This window comes from Microbacterium sp. NPDC089188, from assembly GCF_040685155.1.
GTDB lineage: Bacteria > Actinomycetota > Actinomycetes > Actinomycetales > Microbacteriaceae > Microbacterium > Microbacterium galbum.
This window is the reverse complement of sequence record NZ_JBFBHH010000003.1, coordinates 454,674-480,680: the sequence shown is the minus strand read 5'-3', so window position 1 is coordinate 480,680 and position 26,007 is coordinate 454,674. Positions and strand designations below refer to the sequence as shown.

29 protein-coding genes and 1 tRNA gene are annotated in these 26,007 nt (G+C 71.0%); 5 read left to right on the top strand and 25 right to left on the bottom strand.

Annotated elements, in window-relative coordinates:
- Nucleotides 1-3 precede the first annotated feature (3 nt).
- The gene (locus AB0N80_RS12190) at nt 4-402 is read right to left on the bottom strand and encodes a hypothetical protein (RefSeq protein WP_363578840.1); all 399 of its coding nucleotides are present in this window, start codon (nt 400-402) and stop codon (nt 4-6) included.
- A gap of 27 nt (nt 403-429) precedes the next feature.
- On the opposite strand from AB0N80_RS12190, the gene AB0N80_RS12185 reads away from it, so the two are divergent.
- Nucleotides 430-1,041, top strand: coding sequence for a hypothetical protein (locus AB0N80_RS12185; protein WP_363578839.1), 612 nt, complete (start codon nt 430-432; stop codon nt 1,039-1,041).
- 32 nt (nt 1,042-1,073) lie between these two features.
- Here AB0N80_RS12185 and AB0N80_RS12180 read toward each other — a convergent pair whose 3' ends face one another.
- On the bottom strand, nt 1,074-1,637 hold the full coding sequence (locus tag AB0N80_RS12180) for a hypothetical protein (protein ID WP_363578838.1): 564 nt from the start codon (nt 1,635-1,637) through the stop codon (nt 1,074-1,076).
- A 135-nt stretch (nt 1,638-1,772) separates the two neighbouring features.
- Between AB0N80_RS12180 and AB0N80_RS12175 the strand changes: the two genes are divergently transcribed.
- On the top strand, nt 1,773-2,015 hold the full coding sequence (locus AB0N80_RS12175; RefSeq protein WP_363578837.1) for a hypothetical protein: 243 nt from the start codon (nt 1,773-1,775) through the stop codon (nt 2,013-2,015).
- 106 nt (nt 2,016-2,121) lie between these two features.
- Here the strand turns inward: AB0N80_RS12175 and AB0N80_RS12170 are convergent.
- Nucleotides 2,122-2,195 (bottom strand) — tRNA-Pro (locus AB0N80_RS12170).
- 139 nt (nt 2,196-2,334) lie between these two features.
- Here AB0N80_RS12170 and AB0N80_RS12165 point away from each other — a divergent pair.
- Nucleotides 2,335-2,913, top strand: a complete 579-nt coding sequence (locus tag AB0N80_RS12165) for a GNAT family N-acetyltransferase (protein ID WP_363578836.1) — start codon at nt 2,335-2,337, stop codon at nt 2,911-2,913.
- 42 nt (nt 2,914-2,955) lie between these two features.
- Entirely contained in the window at nt 2,956-3,339 is a 384-nt protein-coding gene (locus AB0N80_RS12160) for a S4 domain-containing protein (RefSeq protein ID WP_076674808.1), read from the top strand.
- A 240-nt stretch (nt 3,340-3,579) separates the two neighbouring features.
- Here the strand turns inward: AB0N80_RS12160 and AB0N80_RS12155 are convergent, their stop codons facing one another.
- A complete protein-coding gene (locus tag AB0N80_RS12155) occupies nt 3,580-4,482 on the bottom strand; it encodes an NUDIX hydrolase (RefSeq protein ID WP_363578835.1) in 903 nt (300 codons plus the stop codon).
- An 80-nt stretch (nt 4,483-4,562) separates the two neighbouring features.
- Here AB0N80_RS12155 and AB0N80_RS12150 point away from each other — a divergent pair, with 80 nt between their 5' ends.
- Nucleotides 4,563-4,976 carry a GNAT family N-acetyltransferase gene (locus AB0N80_RS12150; RefSeq protein ID WP_363578834.1) on the top strand — a complete coding sequence of 138 codons (414 nt, stop codon included), beginning with the start codon at nt 4,563-4,565 and terminating at the stop codon, nt 4,974-4,976.
- A 157-nt stretch (nt 4,977-5,133) separates the two neighbouring features.
- Here the strand turns inward: AB0N80_RS12150 and AB0N80_RS12145 are convergent, their stop codons facing one another.
- The 21 genes from AB0N80_RS12145 to argC all read right to left on the bottom strand — a co-directional run bounded on the left by AB0N80_RS12145 (nt 5,134) and on the right by argC (nt 25,884).
- A complete protein-coding gene (locus AB0N80_RS12145) occupies nt 5,134-5,577 on the bottom strand; it encodes a DUF805 domain-containing protein (RefSeq protein WP_315993045.1) in 444 nt (147 codons plus the stop codon).
- A 116-nt stretch (nt 5,578-5,693) separates the two neighbouring features.
- Nucleotides 5,694-6,131, bottom strand: a complete 438-nt coding sequence (locus tag AB0N80_RS12140) for a DUF805 domain-containing protein (RefSeq protein ID WP_315993046.1) — start codon at nt 6,129-6,131, stop codon at nt 5,694-5,696.
- Between the two features lie 294 nt (nt 6,132-6,425).
- Nucleotides 6,426-7,952, bottom strand: a complete 1,527-nt coding sequence (gene der, locus AB0N80_RS12135; protein ID WP_315993047.1) for a ribosome biogenesis GTPase Der — start codon at nt 7,950-7,952, stop codon at nt 6,426-6,428.
- Nucleotides 7,942-8,679 (bottom strand): (d)CMP kinase, encoded by a 738-nt coding sequence (cmk, locus tag AB0N80_RS12130; RefSeq protein ID WP_363578833.1) that lies wholly within the window; start codon nt 8,677-8,679, stop codon nt 7,942-7,944. Before cmk ends, der begins: the two co-directional genes overlap by 11 nt.
- Nucleotides 8,672-9,805 carry a prephenate dehydrogenase gene (locus AB0N80_RS12125; RefSeq protein ID WP_315993049.1) on the bottom strand — a complete coding sequence of 378 codons (1,134 nt, stop codon included), beginning with the start codon at nt 9,803-9,805 and terminating at the stop codon, nt 8,672-8,674. Before AB0N80_RS12125 ends, cmk begins: the two co-directional genes overlap by 8 nt.
- A 55-nt stretch (nt 9,806-9,860) precedes the next feature.
- Nucleotides 9,861-10,658, bottom strand: a complete 798-nt coding sequence (locus tag AB0N80_RS12120; RefSeq protein ID WP_315993050.1) for a pseudouridine synthase — start codon at nt 10,656-10,658, stop codon at nt 9,861-9,863.
- On the bottom strand, nt 10,655-11,317 hold the full coding sequence (scpB, locus tag AB0N80_RS12115) for an SMC-Scp complex subunit ScpB (protein WP_363578832.1): 663 nt from the start codon (nt 11,315-11,317) through the stop codon (nt 10,655-10,657). The genes AB0N80_RS12120 and scpB overlap by 4 nt, the downstream gene beginning before the upstream one ends.
- Complete coding sequence (locus tag AB0N80_RS12110; protein WP_315994572.1) at nt 11,307-12,068, bottom strand: segregation/condensation protein A; 762 nt, start codon at nt 12,066-12,068, stop codon at nt 11,307-11,309. Before AB0N80_RS12110 ends, scpB begins: the two co-directional genes overlap by 11 nt.
- A 184-nt stretch (nt 12,069-12,252) precedes the next feature.
- Nucleotides 12,253-13,155, bottom strand: coding sequence for a ParA family protein (locus tag AB0N80_RS12105; protein ID WP_315993052.1), 903 nt, complete (start codon nt 13,153-13,155; stop codon nt 12,253-12,255).
- Between the two features lie 228 nt (nt 13,156-13,383).
- Entirely contained in the window at nt 13,384-14,175 is a 792-nt protein-coding gene (locus AB0N80_RS12100; RefSeq protein WP_363578831.1) for a DUF4184 family protein, read from the bottom strand.
- A 1-nt stretch (nt 14,176) separates the two neighbouring features.
- Complete coding sequence (tyrS, locus tag AB0N80_RS12095; protein ID WP_315993054.1) at nt 14,177-15,490, bottom strand: tyrosine--tRNA ligase; 1,314 nt, start codon at nt 15,488-15,490, stop codon at nt 14,177-14,179.
- 162 nt (nt 15,491-15,652) lie between these two features.
- Entirely contained in the window at nt 15,653-16,561 is a 909-nt protein-coding gene (locus tag AB0N80_RS12090; protein ID WP_363578830.1) for a DUF2510 domain-containing protein, read from the bottom strand.
- 60 nt (nt 16,562-16,621) lie between these two features.
- On the bottom strand, nt 16,622-17,329 hold the full coding sequence (locus AB0N80_RS12085; RefSeq protein ID WP_363578829.1) for a hypothetical protein: 708 nt from the start codon (nt 17,327-17,329) through the stop codon (nt 16,622-16,624).
- Nucleotides 17,326-17,973, bottom strand: coding sequence for a SatD family protein (locus AB0N80_RS12080; protein ID WP_315993057.1), 648 nt, complete (start codon nt 17,971-17,973; stop codon nt 17,326-17,328). Before AB0N80_RS12080 ends, AB0N80_RS12085 begins: the two co-directional genes overlap by 4 nt.
- Before the next feature lie 51 nt (nt 17,974-18,024).
- Complete coding sequence (gene argH, locus AB0N80_RS12075; protein WP_363578828.1) at nt 18,025-19,455, bottom strand: argininosuccinate lyase; 1,431 nt, start codon at nt 19,453-19,455, stop codon at nt 18,025-18,027.
- Between the two features lie 59 nt (nt 19,456-19,514).
- Nucleotides 19,515-20,564 (bottom strand): heparan-alpha-glucosaminide N-acetyltransferase domain-containing protein, encoded by a 1,050-nt coding sequence (locus AB0N80_RS12070; RefSeq protein WP_363578827.1) that lies wholly within the window; start codon nt 20,562-20,564, stop codon nt 19,515-19,517.
- A gap of 56 nt (nt 20,565-20,620) precedes the next feature.
- Entirely contained in the window at nt 20,621-21,544 is a 924-nt protein-coding gene (gene argF / locus AB0N80_RS12065) for an ornithine carbamoyltransferase (protein WP_315993060.1), read from the bottom strand.
- Nucleotides 21,541-22,692, bottom strand: a complete 1,152-nt coding sequence (locus AB0N80_RS12060; protein WP_363578945.1) for an acetylornithine transaminase — start codon at nt 22,690-22,692, stop codon at nt 21,541-21,543. Before AB0N80_RS12060 ends, argF begins: the two co-directional genes overlap by 4 nt.
- 89 nt (nt 22,693-22,781) lie before the next feature.
- On the bottom strand, nt 22,782-23,684 hold the full coding sequence (gene argB / locus AB0N80_RS12055; RefSeq protein ID WP_315993061.1) for an acetylglutamate kinase: 903 nt from the start codon (nt 23,682-23,684) through the stop codon (nt 22,782-22,784).
- Nucleotides 23,681-24,838: a bifunctional glutamate N-acetyltransferase/amino-acid acetyltransferase ArgJ gene (gene argJ, locus AB0N80_RS12050; protein ID WP_363578826.1), complete on the bottom strand. Its 1,158-nt coding sequence runs from the start codon at nt 24,836-24,838 to the stop codon at nt 23,681-23,683. Before argJ ends, argB begins: the two co-directional genes overlap by 4 nt.
- Complete coding sequence (gene argC, locus AB0N80_RS12045; RefSeq protein ID WP_363578825.1) at nt 24,835-25,884, bottom strand: N-acetyl-gamma-glutamyl-phosphate reductase; 1,050 nt, start codon at nt 25,882-25,884, stop codon at nt 24,835-24,837. The genes argJ and argC overlap by 4 nt, the downstream gene beginning before the upstream one ends.
- Nucleotides 25,885-26,007 lie beyond the last annotated feature (123 nt).

Here is a 26,007-nt window from a genome sequence, read left to right as displayed (position 1 = left end):
GGCCTAGAACATGAACTTGAAGGCGCTCTTCGCCCCGACGAACCGCGGGGACGTATCACTCACCGAGATTGCGATGTCGTCCGGCTGTCCGTCGATCGTCACCTCAAGCGCGTCGACGGCGCTGTTGTTTGTGAGGAGGTACGTGTCACCGCCAAACCACGACACGGACCACGGAGGCCCCTCGAAGATAGTCGATTGGATGAGCGCCAAGCGTTCGGTCGCCGCCGCCGACCGTCCTTCGGAACGCGCCGCCTCAGCCTGCGCCTCAGCGGCTCGTTCCTGTGCCGCAGCCGCCTGCTTCTGTGCCGCGAGTGCGTCCCCGCGCGCGAACCAAGCGATCACAGCGGAAGCAATTCCAGCGGCAGTCGCGGCAAAGGACACCCACAAAGCGGCAAGTTCCACGGTGCGCACTCTAGCGAAGGATGCAGCATGACCATTCCGGCCGACGCGATCGACCCGACCGTCGTGCGCGAGCAGTGGGTCGCCGAGTACCTCTGGCACGTCGACCAGCTGCCCTACGTCGTCGAAACCACCGGGACCATCGTCGTCGCCGCGCGCGGCGTCCGCGCCGCCCCGCTCACCGAGCGCGTGTCCGGCGGCGGGTACATCGACAACGTGCCCCTCGTCGACGGGCCCGAGGCGCGGAACGCGCGCGCCGTGTGGGACGCGATGCGCGGCTACCTCGTGGTCGCGGCATCCCGCCTCGGCGTCGAAGCACCTCAGCTCCCGCCCGGGCTGCCCGACGACGTCGAGCTCGCCCGCGAGTGGGCGTACGCCGCGAGCGCGTGGCTGTCCGACGCCGTCGAACACATCGAGTCCTGGGAGGACCTCGACGCGCTGCAGGACCAGCTGTTCCGCCTCGTGCGCCGCGCCATGCACCGCCTCGAGCTGACCGCCACCCGCCGCGCCCGCCCCGAGCTGTGCCTGCGGTGCGGCCAGCACGGCGTCCTCGTCGACTGGATCGACGGGCCCGACGGCAACTCCGTCCTCTCGAAGGTGTGCATCGTCTGCCGCACCGACTACAGCCCCAGCCCGGCATGAATACGACGCGTCCTCGAGTTCGCCCTACTGCCCTACTTCTTGAAGCCGAGATGTTTCCTCACGCTCTCCACCAGATCGTCTTCGAGATGTCCAAGATCCGCAGGGGGGCGCCCATTCTCCTCGTCGTCGGGGTTATAGACCATCTTGACGACAGGGTTGGCGAAGGCCTTTGCCGCGTCCCGCACCGAACGAGTAGCTACCAGGTCGAGGCTGGCCCGCGCAGTCATTATCTGTTCGGCCTGCGTGCGGAGCGCTTCATCGGTTTCACGCACCATGGGGTTTTGAAGAGCATCTGTCGCGGCGAGCCTTCGGGCAAACGCATCGCGATCTTCGTCTGTCAGCAGACGCTCCCGCCGCTCCTCGTCCGTCATATTGTCGTACGCCTGCCCAGCTACGTGCCGAGTCCCTGCGACGAAGCCCGCGCGCCACGCAAGACGACGCCGTATCTCAGCAGCAGCGGTCAGGAGCACGGAGACGTACTCGCGAATATCCGAGTCCCACCGAGTCGCCTCACTTCGGCTTGCCTTTCGCGCTTCGAGTTGCCAATTGAAAATGAAGCCGAGCACAGCACCGACGACGAGGAAGCCGCCCGCCACCGCGGGGACCCCCCACCACGGAGGAGCGTCCCCGGAACTCAACACTTGGACGATGAGGGGGCTTGGCGTCGGAGATGGTTCCACACCTGCAAGTTAGCGCCTCGATCGTCCTACGACGCGGGACGTGGCTGATTGGTGGCCACCCTGACGTACCGCGAGGCGGCGCGCGAGGTGCGCCGCTCCGTGCGCACTATCAAGCGGTGGCGACGCGCCGGCATGACCATGACCTGGGAGCAGCGCGACGGCCAACGCGTCCGCGTCGTCGACGAAGACCTGCTCTTCGCGACCCTCCGCGACCGCCTCGACGCGTGGCCCTCGCACCAGTACCGGCTGCGCCGCCTGCAGGCCGCAGCGGCACTCGACCCGCCCGCGAGGTGAGCACCGTGCAGGTGTCATGTTGTCCGAGTGTTGTCCGAGCGCCCGCCCCCGGAAACGATAAGAGGCCCGAACCCCCGCAATTCTGCGGAGGTTCGGGCCTCAACTGTCGGGATGACAGGATTTGAACCTGCGACCCCTTGACCCCCAGTCAAGTGCGCTACCAAGCTGCGCCACATCCCGTTACCCGCGAGCGGGCAACTCCCCTATATTAGCCCCTCCCCGACACCGTCGCGAACCAGCGCCCACCCCGGGCGTGTGGCGCCGCGTCGAACGACGTGATGCCCTTGTCGATGTCGGACCCCCTCGCTAGCGTCGCGACATGACGATCGAGATCCTGCCCGCCACCGGTGACCGCTTCGACGACGCCGAGACGGCCCTCGACAGCGGCGACGGCCCCGGCTGTCAGTGCCAGTGGTGGCTGCTCACCAACGCGCAGTTCAACGACGAATCGCGCAGCCAGTTGACGGAGCGGTTCCGCGCCGAGACGCGGAGCGAAAGGGCGCCCGGCCTCATCGCCTACGTCGACGGCGAGCCGGCCGGGTGGGTCCGGGTCGGTCCACGTCTCGCGCAGCCGCGCCTCGCCCGCACGCGCGACGTCAAGACCGCGACCGTGCAGCCTCTCGACGCCGACGACGTGTGGGCCGTGTCGTGCTTCGTGGTGCGGGAGCAGCACCGGGGCACCGGCCTCACCCGTGCCCTCCTGGATGCCGCGGTGACCTTCGCCCGTGAGGGCGGTGCCCGCGTCGTCGAGGGCTACCCCCTCGATCCGTCGGTCCAGAAGCGTTCGGCTGATCAGCTGTTCCGCGGCACGGTGGCGGTCTTCCAGGATGCCGGCTTCGACATCGTCGACCGCCCCAAGCCCGACCGCGCCCTGGTCTCCCTCACTCTCCGCGATTGATCGCCCGTCTTACGATGGAGGTTCGCCGACGAAGGACCTGAGATGACGGATGCCACGACCACCGCTCGCGTCGACGCGTGGCTGTGGGCGGTGCGCGTCTACAAGACGCGTTCGGCTGCGACCACGGCGTGCCGCGCCGGACACGTGCGCGTCAACGGCGAACGGGCGAAGGCGGCTCAGCCGGTGCGTCCCGGCGACGAGCTCCGCGTGCGCATCCAGGGGTTCGATCGCATCCTGGTCGTGAAGAAGACCATCGCGAAGCGCGTCGGTGCCGCTCTGGTGGCCGAGTCGGTGGACGATCGCACTCCCCCGCCCCCGTCGAAGGAGAGCATGCCGTTCGTGCCCGTCCGCGACCGCGGCGCGGGACGCCCCACGAAGCGCGACCGCCGCGAGATCGAGAAGCTGCGCGGCCGCGAGCTCGACTGAGCCCGTCGGCGTCGCACCACGCGGGGCTGCGTCCGGTCGTTGCGCCGGTCGCGGGGACCGATGGCTTCGACAGGCTCAGCCACCTTCCGCGCTACGCCAGGTCCCTCAGCATGTCGAAGGGACCGGTGGCCCCGAGAAGCTGAGCTCCCTCACGCGGCCCGATGTTCGGGTCCAGACCGGTGGCTTCGACAAGCTCAGCCACCTCGCCGGGAAGGGAATCGCCGCCGGTCGGAAGCGCCGTCAGCCCAGCTGATCCAGCGCCCAGCGTGCGCCGCGCACGGTCGCGCCGAGAGCCTCGACGCGGGCCGCGAGCTCACGGTCGCCGGTCACCACCACGACGGGATCGAACGCCCCCACGAGCCCGCGCACGGCCTCGACGATCTCGTCATCACCCTCACCCGGGGCGCGGCGCACCTCGAGGGCCGGAGCCACCGGCTCCGCCGCCCGAGACTGTCCCTCCAGCACGGCGACCACCCGCGGGAACCAACGCGTGGCGGAGAGGCCGAGGAGGTCGGCATCCACCCCCTGCTCGGCGAGACGGGAGAGCTTCGTGACGAGGCGGGTCGCGGCTCCCGCGCGATCCTTCCACCAGCAGTCGGGAACCGACCCCATGACGTTGGCCACGTCGACCACGATCGCCGGACGAGAGCCCAGCGCTGCGCGCAGCGCCGGCCAGGCCGCGGCGAATCCGGGATGCAGGGGAAGGTCCGTCACCCGATCGACCGCGACCCACTCGAGGGCCACGCTCTCGGGGTCGCTGATGACCGGATCGAAGGGCGTCGTGACGTCGGCGACGAGCGTGGAGTACGACCAGATACCCAGATCGAGGACGCTCTCGAAGCGCGCGCGCACGGCATCCACGGGCACACCGGCCTCTTCCGTCGACTCGCGCAGGGCACCGTCGCGAGCGGACTCCCCCTCGTGACGCGCTCCGCCGGGCAGCGCCCAGGTGCCGCCGAAGTGGCTCCACGAGACCCGGTGCTGCAGCAGCACGCCGCGCTCGGGGTCGAGGGCGAGCAGGCCCGCCGCGCCGAAACGTCCCCAGTACTTCTCGCCCGTGGGCGCGACGACCCACGCGTCGCCGGGGTCGCGCGGCCCGTGCGGTCGCCGCGGTTCGCCCGGGGCGGGAGGCTCGATCGTCATCCCGTCCAGCCTGGCACAGCCGTCGGGTGGGAGCGCCGCCGTGCGTCATATCCCGCCGCGGAACGCGCCACACTTGACGGGTGGAGTACGAATTCGACGACGACCCCCGGCGCATCGACCGTGACGCGGTCTGGCAGTGGCTGAGCACCGAGGCCTACTGGGCCCGGTGGCGCACCCGCGCCGACGTAGAGGCTCAGCTCGACAGCGCGTGGCGCCTCGTCGCCGCCTATCGCCGCGACACCGGCGAGCTCGTCGGCTTCGCACGGGCGATCTCCGACGGGGTCGCCTTCGGCTACCTCGCCGACGTCTTCGTCGTCGAGGGGCACCGCGGTCGCGGCATCGGCCAGGGTCTCGTGTCGCTGATGATCGACGAGGGTCCGGGCCCGCATTTCCGCTGGACGCTCTTCACCAGCGACGCGCACGGCCTGTACCGGAAGTACGGATTCGTCGAGCCCGACCGGACCGCCCTCGTGCGTCCGGCGGCGTCCGTCTGACAGCCGCCCCGAGACGGCGTGGTGGACGGGCAGGGCCCCCGGTACCGCCACCGACGCCGCTCGCGAGCGGATGCCGAGCGCAGGGCCGGCGGCATCCATCCTCCCCGCACACGCGAACGTCCCGACCCCATGGGGGCCGGGACGTTCGGTATCGAGATCAGGCGTCGAATCGCGCTCCGCGCGGATCGCTGGGCAGCAGCTCGAAGACGAAGAGGATGATGCCGCCGACGAGCGGAACGAACCCGATGAAGATCCAGAACCCGCTGCGGTTGGTGTCGTGCAGACGGCGCACGATGAGCGCGAGATGCGGCACGAACGTCGCGAGGCCCCACAGCAACAGGATCACGTAGAACACGAAGCCGAGACCCGACGGCACGGCGGTCTGTCCGAATTCGTCGACCCCCGGTCCGCCGGTGAGCAGCGCCAGAACGCTGAGCACGATGGAGACCAGCGCGTTCGCGAGGACCCACCACCAGAATTCGCTGCGGCTGGCGCGACCGCGGAAGGTCGCGTACTTCTTGAAGAAGCGCTGCACGGCGGCGCCGAACGAGGCGCCGTAGAGCGGCTGAGAAAGCGGAGTAGTGCTCTGCGTGTACGACATGTGTGTCCCCCTGACACGATGACGGATGATGCCCGACGCGGCGGCTGATCGCCCCCCGCTCGTGCACTGTATCGAGACTGCACGCCCGCCGTACGAGAACGACGCTCCATGACGACTCACACGTCGAAGCGCGCACCCTCCGGCCGCGGCCCCTGAACCGTGAAGACGAGGAGCACCAGGACGCCGATGAGGGGCACGATCCCGACGAGCACCCACAGGCCGCTCCGCCCGGTGTCGTGGAGGCGCCGCACCAGCACGGCCAGTGTCGGCACGATCGTGCCGAGGGCCCAGACGATCCAGATCAGCGAGAGGATCACCCCGTGCGGTCCCGTGATGGTCGTCGAGCCGTCGGCCTCGATCCGCACGCCGTCGGTCAGTGTCGGCAGCGCGTTCAGCACGGTGCCCACGACGGTCCCGGTCAGGACCCACCACCAGTACTCGCTGCGACTCGCCCGTCCGCGGAAGGTCGCGTACTTCGCGAAGAACCGCCTGACGGCAGCGCGAAGCGGCGCGCCGTAGTAGGGCTGGTCGAGGGGTGGTGCGATCGCGGTCATGGCGCGCCTCCGGGAGGGATCAGGGATGCCACGGCCCCCGCCGTCGCCCGTGCACTGTATCGGCACCCGGCTCGCGGCCGCGGACCCTTGCATCCGGCCCCGCACGGGACTCGCCACGAGCAGCCGGCCGGCATCCCGGCGGGATGACGCCGAGACGACAGGCACCCACCATCTTGCGCCCCCGGCGCCTCGCCGGACATCGCCCCGCGACCCCGGCACGCGTCGCAGTGACCGCCCGCGGCGACGCGAACGCCCCGACCCCCAGAGGAGGGACCGGGGCGTCGGACGCGCGGCTCAGCGCTGGCGCTTCTCGCGGATACGCATGTTCAGCACGATCGGCGTGCCCTCGAAGCCGTAGATCTCGCGCAGGCGCCGCTGGATGAACCGGCGGTAGCCCGGGTCGAGGAACCCGGTCGTGAACAGCACGAATGTCGGCGGACGCGTCGCCGCCTGCGTCCCGAACAGGATGCGGGGCTGCTTGCCGCCGCGGAGCGGATGCGGGTGCTCCGCGACGAGCTCCGAGAGGAAGGCGTTGAACTTGCCGGTGGGGATGCGGGTGTCCCACGACTCCAGCGCCGTCTCGAGCGCCGGCACGAGCTTGTCGAGGTGACGGCCGGTGCGGGCCGAGATGTTCACGCGCGGAGCCCACGCCACGTGCGCGAGGTCCTGCTCGATCTCGCGCTCGAGGTAGCGCCGACGGTCCTGGTTCTCCATGTCGTCGTCGTTCAAGCGGTCCCACTTGTTGAACGCCAGCACGAGAGCGCGACCCGACTCCAGGACGAGGTCGATGATGTTGAGGTCCTGCACGCTGATGGGCTGCGACACATCGAGCACGACGACCGCGACCTCGGACTTCTCCAGCGCGGTCGAGGTGCGCAGCGACGCGTAGAAGTCGGCCCCCTGCGACAGGTGCACGCGGCGCCGGATGCCGGCGGTGTCCACCAGCGTCCAGAGCTTGCCGCCGAGCTCGACGACCTCGTCGACGGGGTCGCGGGTGGTGCCCGCGAGCTCGTTGACGACGACGCGCTCCTCGCCCGCGGCCTTGTTCAGCAGCGACGACTTGCCGACGTTCGGGCGACCGAGGATCGCGACGCGGCGCGGTCCGCCGATCTCGTACTTCGCGACCGCCGAGACCTCGGGCAGCACCTTCATGAGCTCGTCGAGCAGGTCGGCGACGCCGCGACCGTGGATGGCCGAGACCGGGTGCGGCTCGCCGAGGCCGAGGTTCCACAGGGCCGTGGCCTCGGGCTCCTGGCGGGCGTCGTCGACCTTGTTGGCGATGAGGAAGACGGGCTTCTTGCTCTTGCGCAGGAGCTTCACGACGTGCTCGTCGGTCGAGGTCGCCCCCACCGTGGCATCCACCACGAACAGCACGACGTCGGCGAGGTCGATCGCGACCTCGGCCTGGGCGGCGACGGAGCGGTCGATGCCCTTCGCGTCGGGCTCCCACCCGCCGGTGTCGACCAGCGAGAAGCGGCGGTCGAGCCACTCGGCCTTGTACGTGACGCGGTCGCGCGTGACACCGGGGGTGTCTTCGACGACCGCCTCACGGCGACCGAGGATGCGGTTCACGAGCGCCGACTTGCCGACGTTCGGCCGACCGACGATCGCGACGACCGGCAGTGCGGGCAGGAACTCGATCTCGCCGTCGCCCGACGCCAGCCCCGCGAGCAGTTCGGCGTCGTCCTCGTCGAGGTCGAAGTCGGCGAGGCCCGCACGCAGTGCTTCGGCTCGCTGCTCGGCGAGCGCCTCGTCGAGGTTCTGCATCTTCTCGGCGAGCTGGTCGGGCCCGCCTTCGTATTCGTCTTCTTCAACGCCCATCGCGGGCTCCCATCGTGTTCTCGACGACGCTCAACACGGCGTCGACGGTCTGTGCGAAATCGAGGTGGGTCGAGTCGACGACCTCGACGCCGGGCGCGGCGGTGAGGAAGTCGACGACCGTGGAATCAGCGGCATCCCGCTTGTGCAGAGCCGCGGCGACGGCCGCAGCGTCCTGCGAGGTGAGTTCTTTGCTGCGTCGGGCCGCCCGCACCTCGGGGGCCGCGGTCAGCAGGATGCGCACGGGCGCGTCGGGGTACACGACCGTCGTGATGTCGCGCCCCTCCACCACCACGCCGGGAAGACCCGCGGATGCCACGAGCCGACGGAACAGCTCGTTCACCGCGTGCCGCACGGGGGCGACGCGCGCCACCCCGCTCACCGCGTCGGTGACCCGGGGCTCCCGAATCGCGGCCGTGACGTCGGTGGACCCGACGCGCACCCACCGGTCGATGGTGTCGAGCGAGATGGCGTAGTCGAAGTCGCCGAACACCTCGAGCACCGCGGTGGCGTCGGAGGTGTCGACCCCGTGTTCGAGCGCGTGCCACGCGAGGGCGCGGTAGGCGGCGCCGGTGTCGAGGAAGCCGTAGCGGAGGCGCGCGGCCGCAGCCTTCGACACGCTCGACTTGCCGCTGCCGGCGGGGCCGTCGATCGCGACGACGACGGGAGCCGCGGATGCCGACCCCTCGGCCGGGGCGCCGAAGGCGGGCTTGAGGAGGGATTCAGTCATGGGTGGTGCTCGCAATCCGCCATCCGCGCTGCTGGAGTCCGTCGACGGCTCGACGGACCGCGTCGGGCACGACGCTGATCTCGGCGAGGCCGAACGGGGCGCCGGGCGAGTGCTCGAGGCGCAGGTCTTCGACGTTGACGTCGAGGTCTCCGAGCTCGCCGAAGAGGCGGCCCAGCTGTCCGGAGGTGTCGTCGACCATGACGACGAAGGTATCGAAGCGGCGGTTCTGTCCGTGCTTGCCCGGCAGGCGTTCGACGCCCTCGTTGCCGCGGCGGATGGTGTCGGCCACCGTCCGGCGGGCACCGGGCACATCGGGATCGCGCAGGGCGTCGGCCACGTCGGTGAGATCGGAGGCGAGCCGATCGAGCACGTCGACCACGGGGGCGGCGTTCGCGCCGAGGATCTGCACCCAGAGTTCGGGAGCGGATGCCGCGATGCGCGTGGTGTCGCGCACGCCCTGGCCGGCGAGACGGAGGGAGCCGTCGGGCGCCTCCACGAAGCGTCCGGCGAGCAGGCTCGCGACGAGCTGCGGCACGTGCGACATGAGCGCGACGGACTCGTCGTGCTCCTCGGGCGTCATCTCGATGAGCGTCGCGCCGAGGTCGAGAGCCAGCCCCTCGACGAGCGACAGATCGTGCGCCGAGGTCTCGCCGTCGCGGCAGACCACCCACGGGCGGCCCACGAAGATGTCGGCGCGCGCAGAGATGGCTCCCCCGCGCTCTCGCCCCGCCATGGGGTGGGAGCCGATGTAGTGGGTCAGGTCGACCCCGCGTGCCCGCAGAGTGCGCAGGGGCTCGAGCTTCACGCTCGCGACGTCGGTGACCACGGCATCCGGGTATCGGGCGAGCTCGCGCTCGACGACGTCGGCCGTGACGTCGGGCGGTACCGCCACGACGATCAGCGAGGGGGCGTCGTCGGGGCGCTCCGCGCGACCGGCGCCGTAATCGATCGCCAGCCGCAGCTGGGAGGGCGACGCGTCGACGAGCACCACGTCGACCCCGCGGGCGGTCAGTGCGTGGCCGATGCTCGCGCCGAGGAGCCCGGAGCCCACGACACGGACCGTGCCGCTCGTGCGGGTCGCCAAAGGCCCCGCCGCGCGCGCGGACGCCTCGTTCGATTCGCTCATCGGGTCTCCTGCTGCCCTGGGCGGTGCCGCACGCACCGCGAGACGCCCGGGAGGCTCACTCCACCGGAGCGTCGCCGTCTCGACGAGACAGCGTGAGCAGGGCACCACGTTCTACTGTAGTCAACTCGCGCGCCTTGCCCACCGGGAGTGTTCCCAGGTGAAGGGGTCCGAACTGCCGCCGCACCAGTTCGACGACCGGATGACCGACCTCGGCCATCATGCGGCGCACGATGCGGTTCTTGCCCGAGTGGAGGGTCAGCTCCACCAGGCTCTCCCCCCGCGAGGCGTCCAGGAGGCGCGCCTTGTCGGCGGCGATGCGTCCGTCTTCGAGCTCCACGCCCTTCAGCAGGCGCTGGATGGTCTGCGGCAGCACCTGCCCCTCGACCTTCGCGATGTAGACCTTGGTCACCCCGAACGAAGGGTGCGCGAGCACGTGGGCGAGGTCGCCGTCGTTGGTCAGTACGAGCAGGCCGCTCGTGTCGGCATCCAGTCGTCCGACGTTGTACAGCCGCTCGTCCCAGTCCTTCGTGTACCGACGCAGGTCGGGGCGGCCGCGGTCGTCGCTCATCGAGCTCACGACCCCGGTGGGCTTGTTGAGGATGACGTAGCGCTTCGACTCGTCGAGCTGGATGGCGGTCCCGTCCACGTCGACGAGGTCGGTCTCGGGGTGGATGCGGCGGCCCAGCTCGGTGACGACGAGGCCGTTCACGCGCACGCGCCCCTCGACGATCATCTGCTCGGCGACGCGGCGTGACGCCACTCCCCGGTTGGCCAGCACCTTCTGCAGGCGCACGCCCTCTTCACTCGCCGAGCCTGCGCCCCCGGTCGTCGAGCCTGTCGAAGCGTCGCTCATTTCAGTACCTCTCCGTCGAATCCGTCCGAGCCGTCGTCGAGCAACGGCGAGATGTGCGGCAGCTCGTCGAGCGAGTTGATGCCGAGGTTGATCAGCAGCTGATCGGTCGTGCCGTAGTGGATCGCCCCCGTGTCGGGGTCGGTGAACACCTCGGTGATCAGTCCGCGGGCGAGCAGGGTGCGCACGACCGAGTCGACGTTGACGGCGCGGATGGATGCCACCTGTCCGCGCGTGACGGGCTGCTTGTACGCGATGACGGCCAGGGTCTCCAACGCGGCCTGCGACAGTCGCGAGGGCGCTTGCGTGTTGACGTACTCCCCCACGACGACGTCGTACTCCTCGCGCACGTACAGGCGCCATCCGCCCCCGACTTCGCGCAGCTCGAACCCGCGGCGCGGTCCCCCGGTCTCGCCGTCGTAGTCGGCGACGAGCGCCTCGACCGCCTGGCGGACGGCCGAAACCGGAGCGCCGACCGCGGCGGCGAGGCTCACGAGACTCTGCGGCTCCTCGAGCACGAGCAGAATCGCCTCGAGGCGACGAGCGACGGATGCCGGGTCGGCCGAACGCGGCGCGGGAGATGGCGCGGGCGCGGTCTCGGCGGTCGGGGGCCCCGCAGGCGCTTCCTGCGCCGCGGGCGAAGTCATGGGATCAGCGGTCATAGTCGGCTCCGAGGGCGGCGAGGTTCTCTTCGGACCACCGTTCGGCGGTCCAGCGCAGCGTCAGCTCACCGAGGGGCTCCAGCTGCTCGAACGACAGGGCGGCGTGGCGGTAGAGCTCGAGGATCGACAGGAAGCGCGCGACGACGACCCCCGTCTCGGTGACACCTGCGACGAGATCCCGGAAGTTCAGCGTGCCCGCCGAGCGCAGCAGCGTGACGACGATCGCGGCCTGCTCACGGATGCTGACGAGCGGGGCGTGCAGGTGATCGAGTCCCACGGTCGGGATCTGCTTCGGGGCGAGGGCGACGACGGCCAGCGCCGCGAAGTCGGCGGCGGTGAGGGTCCACTTCAGCTCGGGGACCGCGCTGCGATACTTCTCGTCGAGGCGCACGGCGCGCGTGTGCCTCTTGTCTTCGCGCTGGAGGCAGCGCGCGAACCAGGCCGAGACCTCTTTGAACGCGCGATACTGCAGCAGACGCGCGAAGAGCAGGTCGCGGGCCTCCAGCAGCGCCACCGATTCGGCATCCACGAGCTCTCCCTGCGGGAGCAGTCCGGCGATCTTCATGTCGAGCAGGGTGGCGGCGACGACGAGGAACTCCGATGCCTCGTCGAGGTCGGCGTCGGGGCCGAGGGCGCGCAGATAGGCGATGAATTCGTCGGTCACCCGACTGAGGGCCACCTCGGTCACGTCGAGCTCAGCGCGCGAGATGAGCGTCAGCAGCAGGTCGAAGGGTCCGTCGAAGTCGGGCAGGGAAACGCGGAAACCGCCAGCGTCGGTCCCGGTCCCATCGACAGGCTCAGGGACCTCAGCAGGGAGGGGGTCGCCGGTCGCGAGGTGGCTGAGCCCGTCGAAGCCACCGGGACTCGCCGCGTCAGTGCCTTCCGCAGGCTCGGGACCCGGCGGCGCCGCGACGGGGCTGCCCGTGGGGGTGTCGTCAGGCGACGGCGCCACGGGCGACCAGCTCCCGCGCCAGCCGCAGGTAGGCCTGAGCGGCGGCATGTTCGGGGGCGAACTCCGTGATCGGCATGCCCGAGACCGACGCGTCGGGGAACTTCACCGTGCGACCGATCACCGTCTCGAGCACGTCGTCGCCGAACGCCTCGACCACCCGCTCGAGCACCTCGCGCGAGTGGAGGGTGCGGGGGTCGTACATCGTCGCGAGCACCCCGTCGAGCTCGATCGCCGGGTTGAGGCGGTCACGCACCTTGTCGATGGTCTCGACCAGCAGTGCGACACCGCGCAGGGCGAAGAACTCGCACTCGAGCGGGATGAGCACGCCGTGCGCCGCGGTGAGGGCGTTGACGGTGAGCAGACCGAGCGAGGGCTGGCAGTCGACGAGGATCACGTCGTAGTCGGCCGCGACCTTGCGCAGCACGCGGGCCAGGATCGTCTCGCGGGCGACCTCGTTGACCAGGTGCACCTCGGCCGCCGACAGGTCGATGTTGGCCGGGATCACGTCGAGACCCTCGACGCGGGTGTGCACGATGACCTCGCGCGGGTCGCGCTTGGTGTCCAGCAGCAGGTCGTAGATGGTCGGCACGTCGTGCGTCTGGATGCCGAGACCCGCCGACAGCGCGCCCTGCGGGTCGAAGTCGATCGCGAGGACGCGACGGCCGTAGCCTGCGAGGGAGGCCGCGAGGTTGATGGTCGTCGTCGTCTTGCCGACGCCGCCCTTCTGGTTGCAGAGCGCGATGATGCGGGCGGGACCGTGTCCGTCGAGCGGCTTCGGGGTGGGGAACCCCTGGTAGGGGCGTCCGGTGGGTCCGAGGATGACCTCGTCCGCGCCCGTCTTCGTGCCCTTCGTGCTCGCCGACACCGAGTCTCCCGCCTTCGTCATAACGGTTCCGAGTCTAACCGCCGCCCGCTCTCCCGCCCGGTGTGACCCGCGGGCGGCGCCCCCGAACCGTGCAACCGAGGTCCCGAGCCACGCAACCGAGGTCCCTGAGCCCGTCGAAGGGACCGGGCCCCGCTGCCCATCGCTCCCCGAGGCGCCACCACCCCGCGCACGATCGCCCGGTGACTCCGACGAGCTCAGCCGCCTCCTCACCGAGGGCTCCGGGCGCCCCTACCCCGCGCGGACAGCCACCCGCGCGCGACGCGCCTGCACGAACAGCGCCAGGGCCACCGTCAGCGCGGCCCACGCGGCGGCGACCTTCGTCAGCACACCGTAGATGAGGTGGGTGGTGGTGTACTCCTCGCCGAACCCGCCGTTGGCCCCCAGCGCCACGAGGGATGCCACGACCAGCAGAACCGGGAGCGAGAGCCACCACGCCCAGCGGGCGGCCTCCGGAAGCACCCTCCGTACGGGCTGGGGCGCATGCCGTGACAGCCACACCAGCGCGAAGATCCCCAGCACGGCCAGCCCGAACACCCCCGACCCGTACTGCAGCCACTTCGTCACCGAGAAGGGGCCCCAGCGCTCCGCGAGGGCGGGGAGCAGTTCCTCCCCCGTGCGCCCCTCGTGGGTGAAGAGGTCCCAGGCGATGTGCGAGGCGACGCCGAGCGCGAGCGAGAGGACGAGCCACAGGATGCCGAGGGCTCCCCCGCCGACGCTCTCGCGCACCCCCGCGCGGGCATCCGTGTCCCACTGCGCCGGCAACCGCTCGGCCACCGGCCGCGGCAGCAGCTCGCGCGTCGCGGGGCGCAGCGCGCACCGCCACACGAGCAGTAGGACGAAGGCGACGACGACCGTCACCGGCAGCCATGCGAAGTCGTGGGTGAGGCCGTAGTCGGGCCACATCCCGCGCACGAACAGCGGCAGGTCGGGGGTCATCGCCCCGATCGCGATCGCCGCCGGGACCAGCCGCGTGCGCACGAACGGCAGTGCGACGACGGCGTGGCTCGGCGTGAACGGCATGTCAGCTGAGGAAGAGTCCCGCGAGGGTCTTCTTGCCGCGCCGCAGCACCGACACCCCGCCCGGGAGCGTCCCTTCCACGACCGCGTCGTCGCTCGCGACCTTCGCGCCGTCGAGCGAGACACCCCCCTGTGCGATCGCGCGCCGCGCGTCGCTCAGGCTCGACGACAGGCCCGTGGCCGTGAGCGCCTCCACGACGCTCGAGCCGGCGGCGACGGTCGCGTGCGGCAGCTCCTGCAGCGCCGTGCGGAGCACCGTGGCGTCCAGTCCGGTCAGGTCGCCCTGGCCGAAGAGGGCCTCGGTCGCGGCGATCACGCTGTCGGTCGTGTCGGCGCCGTGCACCGTCGTGACGACCTCGCGCGCGAGACGCTTCTGCGCGGCGCGACGGAAGGGCTCGTCCTCGACCAGACGGGCGTACTCGTCGATCTCGGCGCGCGAGAGGAAGGTGAACACCTTGAGCCGCTCGATCACGTCGCGATCGTCGGTGTTGAGCCAGAACTGGTACATCACCCACGGGCTGCACATCTCGGCATCCAGCCAGATGGCGTTGCCCTCGCTCTTGCCGAACTTCGTGCCGTCGCTGTTGGTGATGAGCGGCGTGCCGATGGCGTGCACGGAGACGCCCTCGACCTTGCGCACGAGATCGGTGCCGCTGGTGAGGTTGCCCCACTGGTCGCTGCCACCGGTCTGCAGCACGCAGCCGTACTGCCGGTGCAGCTCGAGGTAATCCATGCCCTGGAGGATCTGGTAGCTGAACTCGGTGTAGCTGATGCCCGCCTCGGAGTTAAGGCGCGCGCTCACGGCGTCCTTCTTCAGCATCGTGCCGACGCGGAAGTGCTTGCCGATCTCACGCAGGAAATCGATCGCGCTGAGGGGGGCGGTCCAGTCGAGGTTGTTGACGATGCGCGCGGCATTGTCGCCCTCGAAGCTCAAGAATCGCTCGACCTGGGCGCGCAGGATCGCCACCCACTCGGCGACGGTCTCGCGCGTGTTGAGCGTGCGCTCGGCCGTGGGCCGCGGGTCGCCGACGAGACCGGTGGAGCCGCCCACGAGTCCGAGCGGGCGGTGTCCGGCCAGTTGCAGGCGACGCATGAGCAGCAGCTGCACGAGGTTTCCGAGGTGCAGGCTCGGTGCGGTCGGGTCGAACCCGCAGTAGTAGACGATCGGGTCCCCCGACAGCAGTTCGCGCAGCTCGTCCTGGTCGGTGGAGACGTGGACCAGGCCGCGCCACAGCAACTCATCCCAGACGTTGTCGAACGTCGGATCGTTGGCGGGTGCGAGGGCGCTCACGGGCGCCGCATCGGTGGAGGCAGACACCGGTTCAGGCTACCAGCGGGCTCGCCGGGCGCCGGATGCCGGGGTCCGGTTCCACCGACGGACACGCACGCCGGGGGCGCGGATGGCTGTCGACGGCGTCCTCGGGCAGCGGGCGCCGGCGCGCGGGCGGGGCGCCGCGATACGCGCGACACCCGGGAACGCTCAGCCCTGAAGCGGAGACGTCGCGACGGACGGCGGCTCGCTCGGCAGCAGGAGCAGGCGCGTCTGCGTGCGGGTCATCGCCAGGATGACGCCCACCAGAGCGGCGAAGACGACCCCGCCCCCGGCGAGCATCCACCCCCGGACGATCGCGGTGATGTCGCTTCCGCCCGCGGCGAGCACCAGCGTCACGATCCCCGCGATCACGGCCGCGACCGCGAGGACGGCGACGAGGATGGCGACGATCACGAGCGTCTGCAGGGCCGCTTCCGCGTGGAACGTCGGACGGATGCCCCACCGGGTCAGCGTGTACGCGGTCCACCGCGTCCCCGTCCACCACCGGCTCATCGTGCGGGAGATCGGATACCACCCCGCTCCGGGGCCCTCCACCGCCCCGGGCAGCGGCCGCACGGCATCCGGGTCGAGGGGGTCGCCCTGAGGTGCGGGGGTGCGCCGCACCGCCGTGGTCTGCGCGGCCATCGCGAGGAACAGCGCACCGAGCAGCAGCGTCGTCACCGCGGAGAACGGCCAGCTGCCGGCCGTCGCGGCGAACGTCCCCTGCAGGAACGCGAGCGAGAGGAAGACCGCTCCCATCGTCCACGCGACAGCGGGCGATTCGGTGACGGCCCAGTCGACGCCGACCTGGCCTCTCCGGATGCGCGAGCCGGACCAGACTCTCCCGTCCCACCAGCGCACGAGCTCCGAACGGGTCGCGTACCACCCGGGCCGCGGCCCGTCCGCCTCGCCGGCGGAGGAGTGCGGATGCCGATCCTCGGCCACCATGGACGGCCGCGCCTCCTCGGGAGCCCGGCCCTCGGGAACGGGAGCCTCGTGCGCCGTCCACTGCGCCCCGTCCCACCAGCGCAGCTTCCCCGGCGTCCCGGCGTCGTACCATCCCGGTTCAGCGGTCATCGCGTCCCCCCTCGCATCGCTCGACCCTAACCGCACGCCATCGCCTGCGCGAGCGGTTGCTCACCCGGGGTTCACACCCCACCAGACGAGGAAGGCCGCGGCGAGCGAGGTCACCCAGCTGACGAGGCTGCCGATCAGGAAGTACTCGGCGCGGTCGCCGTCGTCTCGATCGCGCGAGATCTCGGGGAAGCGCACGATGCCCTTCGCGGCCAGCACGGCCGCCAGCAGCGTGTAGGCGCCCGCGAGGGTGAGCACGAACACGAGGATGCGTTCGAGGGGGCCGATGAGACGTCCGCCCTTGAGGGTGGGAGGGGACTGCTCGTCGCCTGCCGCCCCGCCCATCTCGGAGCGCAGCGCGATGCGCACGACGGCGTTACCCGACTCGAGAAGGAAGACGAGGCAGCCCACCACGAGCAGCACCACGTCGATCGAGACCGCCTCACCGGGGCGGTAGTCGGACCAGGCGGCGCCGATGAGACCCGGGCGCGCGCGGCCGGGAGCGATCACGACGCACGCGGCGGCCGCCAGCCCCAGCAGCGCGACCGGCCAGAGACCCGCGCGCGCGGCGCCCGTCTCAGGCAGCACCCGCGTCCAGATGGCCGCGACGGCGACGGCGAGGACACCGGCGACCACGGCGTCGAGCCCGGCCGAGACGACGACGAGCAGCACCGCGGCCACGGAGAAGACGATCCAGCGACGGGAGTGGATCATCCGCCGCAGCAGGTCGACCCCGCCCACCGCGAGCAGCAGGAGCCCGGCGGCGATCATGCGCGCGCCCCCGCGACCAGCACGTCGTACCCCTCGACGATGGCGGCCGACCCCGCTGAGGCGAGCGCCTGCGACACCGCCGACTGGCTGATCCCCTCCTGCTCGGCGAGCTCGCGCTGCGATCGTCCGAGACAGCGGCCGTAGGTGAGGCGGCGGGCGCGCTCGCTCATGGCCGAGACGGACTGGTCGCGACTCAGGGCGTACGCGGTGGCCAGAGCGATGGTCTCGGTCATGGCGGCATCCTCTCCCTCCGCCGGCTCGATCCACGTGCGCGCGAGCGGCGCGGCGCGCTGCTGCAGCCGCTCGACCTGCTCGATCGCGGCGCGGGCCGCCCACCAGGCCGGCCCCTCGGGAACCTCCCGGCCCTGCAGGGCGATGGGTCGCACCTCGCCGACCCCGACCCCGAATCGGCAGTCGACGCCCTCGGGAAGGGCGAGACGCAGCAACAGGAGCGATGCGAGGGCCGCCGACAGCGAGGGGTACTCCCCCTGCAGTTCGTCTCCGACCACCGCGGCGAGAGGTGCCGTTGCGACCGGGAGCACCTTCTCGACCCCGGCGACGGCGTCGGCGATCGCGCGCTGCGCTCCCGCGCGGTCAGCCAGTCGTCGCGAGGCGACGATGTCCGCGATGACGGCAACGCTCATGCGATAAGCCTAACGCTTATAAACCGCTTTTGATAAGCGAAAAGCTGATATTCACGACACGAGAGAGCGCGCGGCGGACTGGGCGCGCGTGACGAGCTCTTCGCGCTGCTCGCCCACGCGCACCGGTGAGGTGCCGCCGACGCCGGTGCGGCTGGCCACCGACCCGTCGATGGTCAGGACCTCGCGGACGGCCGGGGTCAGGGCCGGAGACACCGAGGCCAACAGCTCGTCGTCGGCGTCTTCCAGGCCGATCTCGCGCTCCTCGCACGCACGGACGAGGGCGCCGGAGATCTCGTGGGCATCGCGGAACGCCACGCCCTGGCGCACGAGCCACTCGGCCACATCGGTCGCGAGGGAGAACCCCTGCGGGGCGAGCTCGGCCATCCGGTCGGCGTGGAAGCGCAACGTCGCGATCATGCCCGAGAACGCCGGGAGCACGAGCTCGAGGGTGCGCACCGAGTCGAAGACAGGCTCTTTGTCTTCCTGCAGGTCGCGGTTGTAGGCCAGCGGAAGACCCTTGAGGGTCGCGAGCAGGCCCGACAGGTTGCCGATCAGACGCCCCGCCTTGCCGCGCGCGAGCTCGGCGATGTCGGGGTTCTTCTTCTGCGGCATGATGCTCGAGCCGGTCGAATACGCGTCATCGAGTGTGACGAAGCCGAACTCCCGCGTATTCCACAGGATGACGTCTTCGGACAGACGCGACAGGTCGACGCCGATCATCGCGGTGATGAAGGCGAACTCGGCCACGACGTCGCGCGACGCGGTGCCGTCGAGGGAGTTCTCCGACGGGCGGGCCAGGCCCAGATGGTCGGCGACGAGCTGCGGGTCGAGCCCCAGAGTGGCCCCGGCGAGCGCCCCTCCGCCGTACGGCGAGACCGACGCGCGCACCGACCAGTCGCGCAGCCGCTCGATGCCGCGGACGAAGGCCCAGCCGTAGGCCTGCAGGTGGTGGGCGAGCAGGACGGGCTGCGCGTGCTGCAGGTGCGTGCGCCCGGGCATGATCGCGGAGCCGTTGGCCTCGGCCTGAGCGACGAGGGCGTCGATGAGACGGAGCAGTTCGCGGGTCAGGGTGCGGGAGTGGTCGAGCAGGTAGAGCCGGACGAGGGTCGCGATCTGATCGTTGCGGCTGCGACCGGCCCGCAGCTTGCCGCCCAGGGCGGGTCCGACCGTCTCGATCAGCACCCGCTCGAGCGCCCCGTGCACGTCTTCATCACCGGGCGATGCGACGAGGGAGCCGTCTTTCACGCGGGCGGCGAGATCGTCGAGGCCGTCGTGCATGGCCCGCGCCTCGTCGGCGTCGAGGTAGCCGGCCGCCTCGAGCGCCGCCGTGTGGGCGTGCGAACCCTGGATGTCGTAGAGGGCGAGATCCCAGTCGAAATGGGTGGAGCGGCTCAGCGCCGCCAGTTCGGGAGACGGTCCGCCCGAGAAACGGGCACCCCACAGGGCCCCCTCGTTCGTCGCCTGACCGGTCTCGCTGCTCATCCCCCCAGCCTACCGAGGGCGACCGACATCCCCCGAGCCGGAGGACGGCGCCCGCCCGTTCAGCGCAGCTGCGCCGACGGTCTCACGACGTCCCCGCCGACGACCGCACGCACCGCCCTGTCGATGAGCGCCTCGAGCGGTCCCCGCCCGATCACGAGCACCCAGACCGTGCAGAGCACCACGAGACCCGCCACGAGCGGAGCGAACAGTCCCGCCTCCCGGATGCCGTACAGATCCGACGTGTCGCCCAGCAACGCCAGGGCCACGATCGCCCACACCACCAGCTGCAGCACGTAGGCGGTGAGCGGCATCGACCCCACGGCGCGCAGAGGCACCGCCACCCAGCGCAGCGGGGTGCGGCACAGCAGCAGACACGCGCCGATGACGGCGATCGCGAACCCGCCCGACCCGATGACCTCCCACAGCCCCGCCGAGTGGTCCTCGGCGGTCAGGACGACCGCGAGATAGGCGTTCCCCCGCACCGCGGGAGCCGTGAGCAGCGCCGCTCCGTACCCGGCGAGCGCGAGCGACCCGCCCACGGTGACGAGCAGGCCCTGCGGCGCGGGCGCCCGCAGGTCGAGGCGGCCCAGCCCCATCCCGGCCAGGAGAAACGCGATCCAGGTCGTGAACGGGTAGTTCCACCCGATCAACGCCGCCAGCTCGTCGCCGCCGGGCCCCGACCAGATGGGCGCGGCATCCAGGACGGGCTGGACCCACGGCATGACGAGGGCGAAGACCGCGGCCGCCGTGAACAGACCTCGCGCGCGCAGGCCGAGGAACGGCAGCGCGAGCACGAAGAGCACCGCGTACGCGGGCAGGATGACGTACACGGGTACGCCGGTCATCACCAGCAGCACCCCGATGACCCAGAGCATCGCCCCGCGCATCGCCAGGCGTGCCGCCGCGCGGGGACGCCGCTCGGCCGGCAGCGGACGCGTGCCCCCCGTGACGAGCGCGATCGACAGCCCCGCGAGCACGGCGAAGAGGATCGACGACCGGCCGTTGACCAGCGTGATCCACGACTCCGGGTCGGGGGTCAGCACGCGCTCGGTGTCGAGGAGGTGCGCCGCGAGCATGCCCAGCACGGCGAGCCCGCGCGCCAGATCCACGCCGCTCAGCCGGCTCGGCCCGTCGAAGCGGGACCAGAGCCGGCCGAGTCGCGACGTCAGCCCTGGCGCAGAAGCCACACCAGCAGCGCCTTCTGGGCGTGGAGACGGTTCTCGGCCTCGTCCCACACGACGCTCTGCGGGCCGTCGATGACCTCGGCGTCGACTTCGTACCCGCGGTCGGCGGGCAGGCAGTGGATGAAGATCGCGTCGTCGGCCGCGCTCGTCATGAGCTCGCTCGTGACCTTGAAGCCGCCGAGGTCGCGGATGCGCGCGATCTTCTCCTCCTCCTTGCCCATCGACACCCACGTGTCGGTGACGACGACGTCGGCTCCGGATGCCGCGACCTCGGGGTCGGCCACCAGTGTCACCGACCCGCCGGTCTCGGCGGCGATGCGCTCGGCATCCGCGATCACATCGGCGCGGGGGGCGTAGTCGTCGGGAGCGGCGACGCGCACGTGCATGCCCGCGGTGACGCCGGCGAGCACGTAGGAGTGGGCCATGTTGCTGCGCCCGTCGCCGAAGAACGACAGCGTCAGCCCCTTCAGCTCGCCCTTGTGCTCGCGGATGGTGAGGAGGTCGGCGAGCAGCTGGCACGGGTGGAAGTCGTCGCTGAGGGCGTTCACCACGGGCACGCGGGTGCCGCGGGCCATCTCCTCGAGGCCCGCCTGCGCGTAGGTGCGCCACACGATCGCGGCCACCTGACGCTCGAGCACGCGAGCGGTGTCGGAGGGGGTCTCCTTGCCGCCGAGCTGGCTGTTGGCCGTCGAGATGATCAGCGGTGACCCGCCCAGATCCGCGATGCCGACGGCGAACGAGACGCGCGTGCGGGTCGAGGACTTGTCGAAGATGACCGCGACGGTCTGGGGTCCTTCGAGCGGCTTCTGGGCCCAGCGGTCCTTCTTCAGCTCGATCGCGAGGTCGAGGATCTCGGCCTGCTCGGCCGGGGTGAGGTCGTCGTCGCGCAGCAGGTGGCGGGTCATGCGGGTACTCCTACGATGAGGGCGTCGTTCACGGTGGCGAGCGCGGCGCCGAAGAGGTCGAGGAACTCGGCGACCTCGGCATCCCCGATCGTCAGCGGCGGCGCGATGCGGATCGTGTCGTCGTTCGCGGCGTTCACGACGAGACCGTGCTGCTGGGCGGCGGCCACAACGGCCTTGGCGACGGGGCTGGTGAGGCCGATGCCGAGGAGCAGGCCCTTTCCGCGCACACCCGCGACGAGCGGCGAGCCGAGCGCGGCGATGCCCTCGCGCAGCTGCGTCTCGCGCCGGGCGGCGTTGTCGACGAGCCCGGCCGACTCGATCTCGTTCAGCACGGCGCCGCCGACGGCTGTGCCCAGGGCGTTGCCGCCGAAGGTGGAGCCGTGCGTGCCGGGGAAGAACAGCTCGCTCGCGGCCCCGAAGGTGATGAGCGCCCCGATGGGGAAGCCGCCGCCGATGCCCTTCGCCACGGTGATGGCATCGGGGACGATACCGGCGTGCTGGAAGCCGAACCACGCGCCGGTGCGGCCGGCGCCGGTCTGGATCTCGTCGACGATGAGCAGGGCGCCGTGGCGCTGGGTGAGTTCGCGCGCCGCCCGGAGGTAGCCCTCCGGCAGCTCGACGACGCCCGCCTCGCCCTGGATGGGCTCGACGAGGAGCGCCGCGACGCGATCGTCCATGGCGGCCTCGAGAGCCTCGATGGTGGCGTCGATGTGTTCGACCCCGGGCACCATGGGCAGGAAGTCGGCCTGCAGAGCGGGCTTGCCGGTCAGTGCCAGCGCGCCCATCGTCCGCCCGTGGAAGCCGCCCTTGAGCGTGAGGATGCGCGTGCGGTCTGTGCCGCGGCCGTGCAGACGAGCCAGCTTGAGCGCGGCCTCGTTGGCCTCGGCACCGGAGTTGCCGAAGTAGACGCGGCCCGACTCCCCCGTGCCGGCGAGGCGCTTGAGCCGTGCGGCCATGGCCAGCTGCGGCGGCGTGGCGAAGTAGTTCGAGACGTGAGCGAGGGTCGAGGCCTGCGCGGTGATCGCCTCGACGAACACCGGGTGGGCGTGGCCCAGGGCGTTGACGGCAATGCCGGCGAGGAAATCGAGGTACTTCTTCCCGTCGCCGTCCCACACGTACGCGCCCTCGCCGCGCACGAACAGCGCCATGCGGTCGCCGAAGCTGCGCACGAGGTCGCGTCCGGCGTCGTCCTGCCAGGCGGCGCGGGGCGTCGCGGGTTCCTGAGTCGTGTCCGCGTTCACGCGACCACCTCCGTTCCGATTCCTTTGTTGGTGAACAGCTCCACGAGCACCGAGTGCGGCACACGTCCGTCGATGATGGCCGCCGTGGGCACTCCCCCGTCGACGGCGTCCAGGCACGCCTGCATCTTGGGGATCATGCCCGACTCGAGCTTCGGCACCATCGCGCGCAACTCCGTCGAGGTCAGGTGCGACACCAGCGAGTCGCGGTTGGGCCAATCGGCGTACAGGCCCGGCACATCGGTCAGCACGACGAGCTTCTTCGCGTTCAGCGCGATGGCCAGGGCCGCCGCCGCGGCATCCGCGTTGACGTTCAGCGACGCACCGGGGTGGTCGAGGTCGGGGGCGATGCTCGAGACGATCGGCACGCGACCGGCGGCGAGGTGGTCGAGCACCGGCTGAGGGTCGACGGTGACGACGTCGCCCACGCGCCCGAGATCGTGCTCGACGCCGTCGACGACGACACCGCGTCGACGACCGCCGAACAGGCCCGCGTCCTCGCCGCTCAGGCCGGTCGCCAGCGGCCCGTGCGCGTTGACCTTGGCCACGAGCTGCGGGTTGATCTGACCGGTGAGCACCATGCGCACGACCCCGATGGCCTCGGTCGAGGTCACCCGATACCCGCCGCGGAACTCGCTGGGGATGTCGAGACGGTCGAGCATCGACGAGATCTGCGGACCGCCGCCGTGCACGACGACGGGCTTCACGCCGACGTAGCGCAGGTACGCGATGTCGGCGGCGAAGGCGTCCTGAAGCTCGTCGCTGACCATGGCGTTGCCGCCGTACTTCACCACCACGACCTGATCGCGGTACTTGCGCACCCACGGCAGCGACTCGACGAGCGTGACGGCCCGTTCGCTGGCGGCGGCGGGATCGGTGTCTTGAAGATCGACGTGGGTCATGAGGAGTAGGCGCTGTTCTCGTGGACGTAATCGTGCGTGAGGTCGTTGGTGCGGATCGTGGCCGAGGCCTCGCCGACGCGGAGGTCGACGACGAGGTCGGTGGCGCGCGGCGTGAGGTCGACGTCCTCGCGAGGGCGATCGGGGCCGCCCGCCGTGCACACGCGCACGCCGTTCATCCACACGTCGACGTCGTACGGGTCGAAGGCGGCGTCGGTCGTGCCGATCGCGGCGAGGACGCGGCCCCAGTTGGGGTCGTTGCCGAAGATGGCGGCCTTGAAGAGATTGTTGCGGGCGATGGAGCGGCCCACTTCGACCGCGTCCTCTTCACTGGCCGCGTTCGTCACGCGGATCGTGATGTCGTGGCTCGCGCCCTCGGCGTCGCCCTGCAGCTGCGCGGCGAGGTCATCGCAGACGGCGGCGAGGGCTGCGGCGAATTCCTCGGCATCCACCCGGATGCCACTGGCCCCGCTCGCCAGGAGCGTCACCTGGTCGTTGGTCGACATGCAGCCGTCGGAGTCGAGTCGGTCGAAGCTGACATGCGTCGCCGCACGAAGCGCCGCGTCGGCGCCGGCCGCGTCGAGCACGACGTCGGTGGTCAGCACGACGAGCATCGTCGCGAGCCCCGGCGCGAGCATCCCGGCGCCCTTGGCCATGCCGCCGATGCTCCACCCCTGCCCCCGGTGCGCGGCGCGCTTCGGCTTCGAGTCGGTGGTCATGATGGCGAGCGAAGCGTCTTCTCCCCCGTCGGTCGAGAGCGCGGCGACGCCCTTCTCGACGCCGTCGAGGACCTTGGACCGGAAGACCTCGTCGCCCGTGCCGATCAGCCCCGTCGAGCACACGACGACATCGCCCGCGCTCGCACCGAGCAGCTCCGCCGCGCGCTCCGCGGTCTGGTGCGTGGTCTGGAATCCGAAGGATCCCGTGAAGCAATTCGCTCCGCCGGAGTTGAGCACGACGGCCTCGATCACCCCGTCCTTCACGACCTGCTCCGACCACAGGATGGGGTTGGCCTTGGCGCGGTTCGAGGTGAACACCGCCGCACCCACCTTGAGCGGTCCGCGGTTGACGACGACGGCCACGTCGCGCGCACCGGACGACTTCAGACCGACGGCGACGCCGGCGGCTTCGAAACCAGCGGGGATCGTCACACTCACGGGGCGACTCCGTTCACGGGAAGGGCGGTGGTCTCGGCGAGGCCCAGCGCGATGTTGAGGGACTGCACGGCGGCTCCCGCCGTGCCCTTGACGAGATTGTCGACCGCGGCGACGACGGTCACGCGATTGGCCGCGCGATCGATCGCCAGGCCCATCGACGCGATGTTGGCGCCGAGCACGTCGGCCGTGCGCGGGAAGACGCCCGCGGGGAGCAGCTCGACGAAGGTCTCGTCGGCGTAGGCGTTCTTCCATGCGTCGCGGATCTCGGCATCCGTCGCGCCATCGACGATCGGTGCCGAAGAGGTGGCCAGGATGCCGCGCGCCATCGGCACGAGGACCGGCGTGAACGACAGTCGGATGCCGTCGCGCGGCGCCCCCGCGGCGGCCAGAGCCTGGCGGATCTCGGGGATGTGGCGATGTGTACCGCCGACGGCATATGGGTTCGCGGTGCCGAGGATCTCGCTGGCGAGGAGGTTCGTCTTGGCGGACTTGCCGGCTCCACTCGGGCCTACGGCGAGGACCGAGACGATGTCGCCCGGGTCGATGACCCCCGCTGCGACACCCGGCGCGAGGGAGAGGGCGACGGTGGACGCGTTGCACCCGGGCGCGGCGATCCGGGTGGCCCCGCGGAGGTGCTCGCGCTGCTTCACGCCGCCGACGACGAGCTCGGGCACGCCGTACGCCCACGGCTCGGGGTGCTCTCCGCCGTAGAACGCGGCCCAATCGTCCGCCGATGTCAGACGGTGGTCGGCGCCCGCGTCGATGACGAGCGGGGTGCCGGTGAGGGCGTCGGTGTACTGCGCCGACTGCCCGTGGGGCAGGGCGAGCACGACGATGTCGTGACCTGCGAGCACCTCGGGCGTGGTCGGCTGCAGCTCGAGGTGCGCGAGGGAGCGCAAGTGCGGTTGATGGGCGACGAGCCGCTGGCCGGCGCTGGAATGCGCGGTGACCGTGCGGATCTCGACGTCGGGATGGTCGGCGAGGAGGCGGAGGATCTCGCCACCCGCGTAGCCGGAAGCGCCGGAGACGGCGACCGAGAGGGTCATGTATCCACCTTACGAGTCGGGGCTGATGCTGCACGCAGCGGTAAGCGGGGCGGCGACGCCCGTATGCCCGACCGATGGCGGGTTACGAGGTCGCCGAGAATCGGCGCGCGACCCGACGTCGAC